We start from the raw sequence: 6,339 nt of genomic DNA, 5'->3' as shown, positions 1-6,339 counted from the left end.
CGCGGCGCCGCATCTGACCCGCCGGCCGCCGGGCCGCCCGCAACCCGCCCGGCCGAACGCCGTAGTCCGCCCCTTCCCCGGTGTGCGGCACCATGGAGACATGGCACTCACGAACGAACACCCCGGTGAGCAGGCGGCCCCGAGCCCCATCAGGCTGATCGGCATCCGGGACACGCCCCTCTCGGTGGACGAGGTGTTCGCCGCGCTCGGAGACGAGGCGGCGGGCGGGATGTCGCTGTTCGTGGGCACCGTGCGCAACCACGACGGGGGCGCGGACGTCGACACCCTCGGCTACTCCTGCCACCCCTCCGCCGCCGACGAGATGCGGCGGGTCGCGGAGAAGGTCGTCGCGGATTACCCGGTACGCGCCCTGGCGGCCGTCCACCGGGTGGGTGACCTGGCCGTCGGGGACCTCGCCGTCGTCGTCGGTGTGGCGTGCCCGCACCGGGCCGAGGCGTTCGCGGCCTGCCGGAAGCTCATCGACGACATCAAGCACGAGGTGCCCATCTGGAAGCACCAGCGCTTCTCCGACGGCACCGAGGAATGGGTCGGCGCCTGCTGACGGCGGTGACCGGAGCGGTGACGTTCGGCCCATCGGGTGCTCCGGTTGCGTAACCGCCCCCCGCGCGTGAGCGTTGTCCCTGCGAATGGTTAATCTGCTGATCACTCAGTTCGCAGCGGACACTCATGGGGTTGGGAGGTCGCCATGGCGGTGCTCGTCTGGTTGCTGATTCCGTTCATCGCCGCGGTCGCGGCCGGTCTGTGGGGAAGCTGGGCCAACCGGACCCGCAGGACCCGCGGCGACGGGCCGGAGCTCGACGGTTACGCGCGCTTCCGCGAGGCGATGGAGAGGTCCCACACGGGCGCTCCCGGCGCCTGACGGGGGTGCCCTGACGGGGCGCCGACACACGTGTCCCGTACTGTCGTGCCATGCCACGCCGTACCGCGACGATGCTCGCGTCCACCCTGATGCTGATCGCGCTGCTCTGCGCGGGAGTGCTCATCCCCGTGCCGTACGCGGAGATGTCCCCGGGGCCGACCGTGAACACGCTCGGGGAGCACGACGGCGAGCCGGTGCTCCAGGTCTCGGGTCACCGCACCTATCCGGCCGACGGTCACCTGAACATGACCACCGTCCGGGTGACCAGCGCGGACTTCCGGATGAACCTGGTCGAGGCGGTCTACGGCTGGCTGGCGCACGACACCAAGGTCGTCCCGCACGACACGCTCTACCCGGACGGCAAGACCGAGGAGCAGTCCACCCAGGAGAACGCCGAGGAGTTCAGCCAGTCCCAGGAGAGCGCCAAGGTCGCCGCCCTGAATCAGCTGCACATCCCGGTGACGTCCTGGGTGATCGTCTCCACGGTGATCAAGGACTCCCCGGCCGAGGGCCGGCTGCACGCGGGTGACGTGATCAAGGCCGTGGACGGCACCCGGGTCAAGCAGCCGTCCGACGTGGCGAAGCTGGTGACCAAGCACAAGCCGGGCCAGAAGGTGGTCTTCACCGTCGTCCCCGCCAAGGAGCAGGCCGCCGCCGAGAAGGCGCACCGGACGGCGACCAGGACGCGGGACGTGACGATCACGACCACCGACTCCGACGACAAGGGCGCCCACCGGGCCATCGTCGGGATCTCCGCCGGGACCGACCACACCTTCCCGTTCACCATCGACATCAAGCTCGCCGACGTCGGCGGCCCCAGCGCCGGCCTGATGTTCTCGCTCGGCATCTACGACAAGCTCACCCCGGGCAGCCTCACCGGCGGCAAGTTCGTCGCGGGCACCGGCACCATCGACGACGACGGCACGGTCGGCCCCATCGGCGGCATCGAGATGAAGACGGTCGGCGCGCGCGCCAAGGGCGCCCAGTACTTCCTGACCCCGGCCGACAACTGCGCCTCCGCCGCCAAGGACACCCCGCGCGGCCTCACCCTGGTCAAGGTGAAGAAGATCGGCGACGCCCTCGACGCCCTCAAGGACATCCGCGAGGGCCGCACCGCCGACCTGCCGAAGTGCACCACCAAGGGCTGAGACACCGGCAGGCACCACGTCCGACACACCCGTCACGCGCGCGGGGGCGCCCCCGGAGATCCGGTGGGCGCCCCCGCGCGCGTAAGCGGTACGCGAATCGGGCGGATCAGTCGGCGAACGTCGCCGCCAGCGCCTCCGCCAGCCCCGGCACCAGGTCCGGACCGGTCAGCACCTCGGTCGCCGCATCCTTCTCCCGCAGCCTGATCGCCGACTCGCGGTTGCCGTCCCGCAGCACCGCCACCGTCATCCGCACCTCCTGGCGCTCCGGACGCGCGGCCACCCACTTGGCCAGCTCGGCGTCGCTGAGCCCCTGCGGGACCTGCGTGTCGACGGACGAGGGGAGCATCAGGCGCTCCACGGTGAGCGCGCAGCCGACCACCGCGTCCGGCCAGGCGATGGTGGCGAGGAACTCGTCGAGCGCCTTGTCGGCGGGCACCTCGTCCTGCTCGATCGGGGTGAAGCCGGTGGCACCGGTCTCCTCGTCCAGGCCGAGCTGGGCCGCGAGAGAGGGTTCCTGGGTGCGCAGACGCGCGGTGTCGACGAGGGCGAAGAGGCGGGCCGGCTGGTCCCAGCCGAGGCCGGACGCGTACTCGTCGATCTCGAGTACGGCCCGGGTGAGCGGGCTCGCCGCCATGGGAGTGTTGGACATGGTCACAATCCTGCCTCGTTCCTGGCCGAAATCGGGAACCGAGTAAACCGTGAGTAAGTTGCATAGGTGGGGGCCCGCGATCACAGGGGGCCACCAGGGACCCGCGAACACGAGGGTCTGACGGATCGACAGCGACTTCGAGGTGCGCACCTTGGCTTTCCAGATGCCGGACCGCGGCGGAGGCCCGACGGGGCCACGGATCAGGGCGGGCCGCCCGTCCCGGCGGGTGAGGACCCTGCTCGTCACCCTGGGCGTCCTGGCCGCCCTCGGCATGGCCTTCACCATGTTCGCCGGCTTCTGGACGGACTGGCTCTGGTACCGGTCGGTGCACTACTCGTCGGTCTTCACCACCACCCTGTGGACGAAGATCGGGCTGTTCTTCGTCTTCGGTCTGCTGATGGCCCTCGCGGTGGGCTTCAACATCTGGCTCGCGCACCGGCTGCGGCCCCCGCTGAGCGCCATGTCGATGGAGCAGCAGAGCCTCGACCGGTACCGGATGGGGATCGCGCCGTACAAGACCTGGCTGCTGCTCGCCGTCACCGCGCTGGTCGGCCTCATCGCCGGCGCCTCGGCGGCCGGGCAGTGGCGGGTCTGGCTGATGTGGGTCAACGGCGTGCCGTTCCACCAGAAGGACCCCCAGTTCCACCGGGACGTCTCCTTCTACGCCTTCGACCTGCCCTGGTACCGCTTCCTGCTGGCCTTCGGCTTCGCCACGGCCATCCTGTCGCTGATCGCCGCCGCGCTCACCCACTACCTGTACGGCGGACTGCGCGTCACCAGCCCCGGCTCGCGCGCCTCGGCCGCCGCGACCGGTCATCTCTCGGTGCTGCTGGGCGTCTTCGTCTCCCTCAAGGCCGTCGCCTACTGGCTCGACCGGTACGGACTCGCCGTGAAGTCCAGCGACTTCCGGGCCACCGGCAACTGGACGGGTCTGCGCTATGTGGACGCCAACGCCTATCTGCCCGCCAAGAACATCCTGTTCTTCATCGCCGTCATCTGCGCGCTGCTGTTCTTCGCCACCCTGTGGCGGCGCACCTGGCAGCTCCCCGTCATCGGCTTCGGCCTGATGGTGCTCTCCGCGGTCCTGATCGGCGGCCTCTACCCGGCCATCGTGCAGAAGTTCCAGGTCCAGCCCAACGAGCAGGCCAAGGAAGCCCCGTACGTCCAGAAGAACCTCAAGGCGACCCGCCAGGCGTACGGCATCGACCACACCCAGGTCAGCGAGTACTCCGGCAGGGCCGCCACGGACGACAAGACCAAGCTGCGCGACCAGGTCGGCCAGACCGCCAGCATCCGCATCATGGACCCGAACGTGGTCTCGCCCACGTTCCAGCAGCTCCAGCAGATCCGGAACTACTACGGCTTCCCGACCAACCTGGACGTCGACCGGTACCCCACCAAGGACGGCAAGGAGCAGGACACCGTCCTCGGCCTGCGTGAGCTGAACCTCAACGGCATCCCGAAGAACAACTGGATCAACGACCACTTCCGCTACACCCACGGCTACGGCGTGGTCGCCGCCAAGGGCACCGAGTCCGACGACAAGGGCCGCCCGGTCTTCACCGAGAAGAACCTGCCCTCCAAGGGCGACCTCGGCGAGTACCAGCAGCAGGTGTACTACGGCGAGAAGACCACCACGTACTCCATCGTCGGCGGTCCCCAGAAGGAGATCGACTACTCCGACGACGAGGGCGAGAAGACCACCAGCTACCAGGGAAAGAGCGGCGTCAACCTCGACAACCCGCTCAACCGGGCGGCGTACGCGGTGGCGTTCAACGAGCCGCAGATCCTCTACTCCGGGGCGATCGGCGACGGTTCGCGCATCCTGTACAACCGCACTCCCAAGGACCGCGTCGAGTCCGTCGCGCCCTGGCTGACCATCGACGGCGACGCCTACCCGGCCGTGGTGGACGGGCGCATCCAGTGGATCGTCGACGCCTACACGACCAGCAACGGCTACCCGTACGCCTCGCGCACCACGCTCGGGGACACCACGGCCGACTCGCTGACCGCGACCAACAACTCCCGTGCGGTGGTGGCCCAGCAGAACCAGGTCAACTACATCCGCAACTCCGTCAAGGCGACCGTCGACGCCTACACCGGTGACGTGAAGCTCTACCAGTGGGACTCCGCCGACCCGGTGCTCAAGACGTGGATGAAGGCGTTCCCCGGCACGGTGAAGCCCCGCTCGGACATCAGCCCGGAGCTGATGGCCCATCTGCGGTACCCGCAGGACCTGTTCAAGGTCCAGCGCGAACTGCTCACCCGCTACCACGTGGCCAACGCGCAGACCTTCCTCAGCGGCAGCGAGGTGTGGCAGGTCCCGGACGACCCGTCCAACGACTCGCGCGACTCGGTCCCGCCGTACTACCTGAGCATGAAGATGCCGGACCAGAAGAAGCAGGTCTTCTCGCTGACGACGACCTTCACACCGAACGGCCGGGACAACCTGAGCGCGTTCATGGCCGTCGACTCCGATCCGCGCGCCAGCGACTACGGCAAGATCAGAATCCTGAAGCTGCCGACGAGCACCACGGTCGACGGACCCAAGCAGGTGCAGAGCCAGTTCAACTCCGAACCGTCCATCGCGGAGACGATCAGCCTGCTGAGCCGGGGTCACTCCCAGGTGGAGTACGGCAACCTGCTCACCGTCCCGCTGGACGGCGGCCTGCTGTACGCGGAGCCGGTGTATGTGCGCGGCGGCACGCTGAAGTACCCGCTGCTGCGCAAGGTGCTGGTGACCTACGAGGGCCGGACCGCCTTCGAGGACACCCTGGACCAGGCGCTGGACAAGGTCTTCGGGGTCAAGGGCTCCGAGCCGCCGCAGTCCGGCACCACCGAACCGCCGGCGTCCACCAGCCCGACGGTCCGCCAGGCCCTCGAGGACGCGCAGAAGGCGTACGACGCGGGCCAGGAAGCCCTGAAGTCCGGCCCGGACTGGGACGCCTACGCCAAGGCCCAGAAGGACCTCCAGGACGCGCTCCGGAAGGCCGAGGACGCCCAGTCCGCGGCGGACAAGCCCCGGACCAGCGGCGACTGACCGGACCCGCCCCCGCGCCGTGCTAGAGTTGTACACACAACGGCGCGGGGTGGAGCAGCTCGGTAGCTCGCTGGGCTCATAACCCAGAGGTCGCAGGTTCAAATCCTGTCCCCGCTACTGAAAACGAAGGCCCGGATCTCATCGAGATCCGGGCCTTCGTGATGTGCGAACTCATGTGCTGCGTGTTTCATCGGCCGCGCCGCCGCCCGGAGTTGGGCCAACTGTGTTTGACTTGTCTCTCTGTGGGCATGTCGACAAAACGCTGAAGTGACCTCACGGGCTGCGGTACACCGGGTGTACCCAGGTTGCAGGTGGTGCGACGATGGACGTTATGGGGGACAAGGCAACTCTGTTCGAGACAGGGCGATTTGTGCAGCCTTCGGGTGAGGAACCGTCCCGCGACGTGGACGAGGTGGGGGAGGACGCCGAGGAGGTGCGCCTCGGGATGGCGGCGCGCACCGGCGACGCCGAGGCCGCCAGCATCCTCGGGGCCATGCTGCTGCGCCGCGGCGACCTCGACGCCGCCGAACCCCAGCTCCGTGCCGCCGCGTCCGCCGGTGACCGCCCCGCCGCCAACAACCTGGGCGTCCTGCTGCACCAGCGCGGGTACGCCGACGAGGCC

Annotated in this window: 5 protein-coding genes, 1 tRNA gene and 1 pseudogene; 6 read left to right on the top strand and 1 reads right to left on the bottom strand. The window is 69.0% G+C overall.

Annotation, left to right across the window (positions count from 1 at the left end; all coding sequences use genetic code 11):
- Positions 1 to 100: 100 nt before the first annotated feature.
- The 3 genes from GT030_RS32140 (at position 101) to GT030_RS32135 (ending at position 2,028) form a co-directional block, all read left to right on the top strand.
- Positions 101 to 562 (top strand): molybdenum cofactor biosynthesis protein MoaE, encoded by a 462-nt coding sequence (locus GT030_RS32140; RefSeq protein ID WP_161204097.1) that lies wholly within the window; start codon positions 101 to 103, stop codon positions 560 to 562.
- Positions 563 to 706: 144 nt separating this feature from the next.
- On the top strand, positions 707 to 880 hold the full coding sequence (locus GT030_RS35970; RefSeq protein WP_167387891.1) for a hypothetical protein: 174 nt from the start codon (positions 707 to 709) through the stop codon (positions 878 to 880).
- 50 nt (positions 881 to 930) lie between these two features.
- On the top strand, positions 931 to 2,028 hold the full coding sequence (locus GT030_RS32135; protein ID WP_161204096.1) for a PDZ domain-containing protein: 1,098 nt from the start codon (positions 931 to 933) through the stop codon (positions 2,026 to 2,028).
- Between the two features lie 106 nt (positions 2,029 to 2,134).
- On the opposite strand, the gene GT030_RS32130 is transcribed toward GT030_RS32135, so the two are convergent.
- Positions 2,135 to 2,683 carry a PPA1309 family protein gene (locus GT030_RS32130; protein WP_135789710.1) on the bottom strand — a complete coding sequence of 183 codons (549 nt, stop codon included), beginning with the start codon at positions 2,681 to 2,683 and terminating at the stop codon, positions 2,135 to 2,137.
- 157 nt (positions 2,684 to 2,840) lie between these two features.
- Between GT030_RS32130 and GT030_RS32125 the strand changes: the two genes are divergently transcribed.
- From GT030_RS32125 to GT030_RS32115, 3 genes and pseudogenes are all read left to right on the top strand, one after another.
- On the top strand, positions 2,841 to 5,717 hold the full coding sequence (locus tag GT030_RS32125) for a UPF0182 family protein (RefSeq protein ID WP_202460831.1): 2,877 nt from the start codon (positions 2,841 to 2,843) through the stop codon (positions 5,715 to 5,717).
- 43 nt (positions 5,718 to 5,760) lie between these two features.
- A tRNA-Met gene (locus GT030_RS32120) sits at positions 5,761 to 5,834 on the top strand.
- 205 nt (positions 5,835 to 6,039) lie between these two features.
- Positions 6,040 to 6,339: pseudogene (locus GT030_RS32115) on the top strand (sel1 repeat family protein); the annotation flags it as partial.

The sequence above is a fragment of the Streptomyces sp. SID1328 genome (genome assembly GCF_009865595.1).
Taxonomy (GTDB): Bacteria; Actinomycetota; Actinomycetes; order Streptomycetales; family Streptomycetaceae; genus Streptomyces; species Streptomyces griseoluteus.
This window is presented reverse-complemented; position numbering and strand designations above follow the sequence as displayed.

Excerpts from the sequence above, each read along its gene's own strand:
- GT030_RS32135 (WP_161204096.1), top strand. The coding sequence starts at position 931 with ATGCCACGCCGTACCGCGACGATGCTCGCGTCCACCCTGATGCTGATC.
- GT030_RS35970 (WP_167387891.1), top strand. The coding sequence starts at position 707 with ATGGCGGTGCTCGTCTGGTTGCTGATTCCGTTCATCGCCGCGGTCGCG.
- GT030_RS32125 (WP_202460831.1), top strand. The coding sequence starts at position 2,841 with ATGCCGGACCGCGGCGGAGGCCCGACGGGGCCACGGATCAGGGCGGGC.
- GT030_RS32140 (WP_161204097.1), top strand. The coding sequence starts at position 101 with ATGGCACTCACGAACGAACACCCCGGTGAGCAGGCGGCCCCGAGCCCC.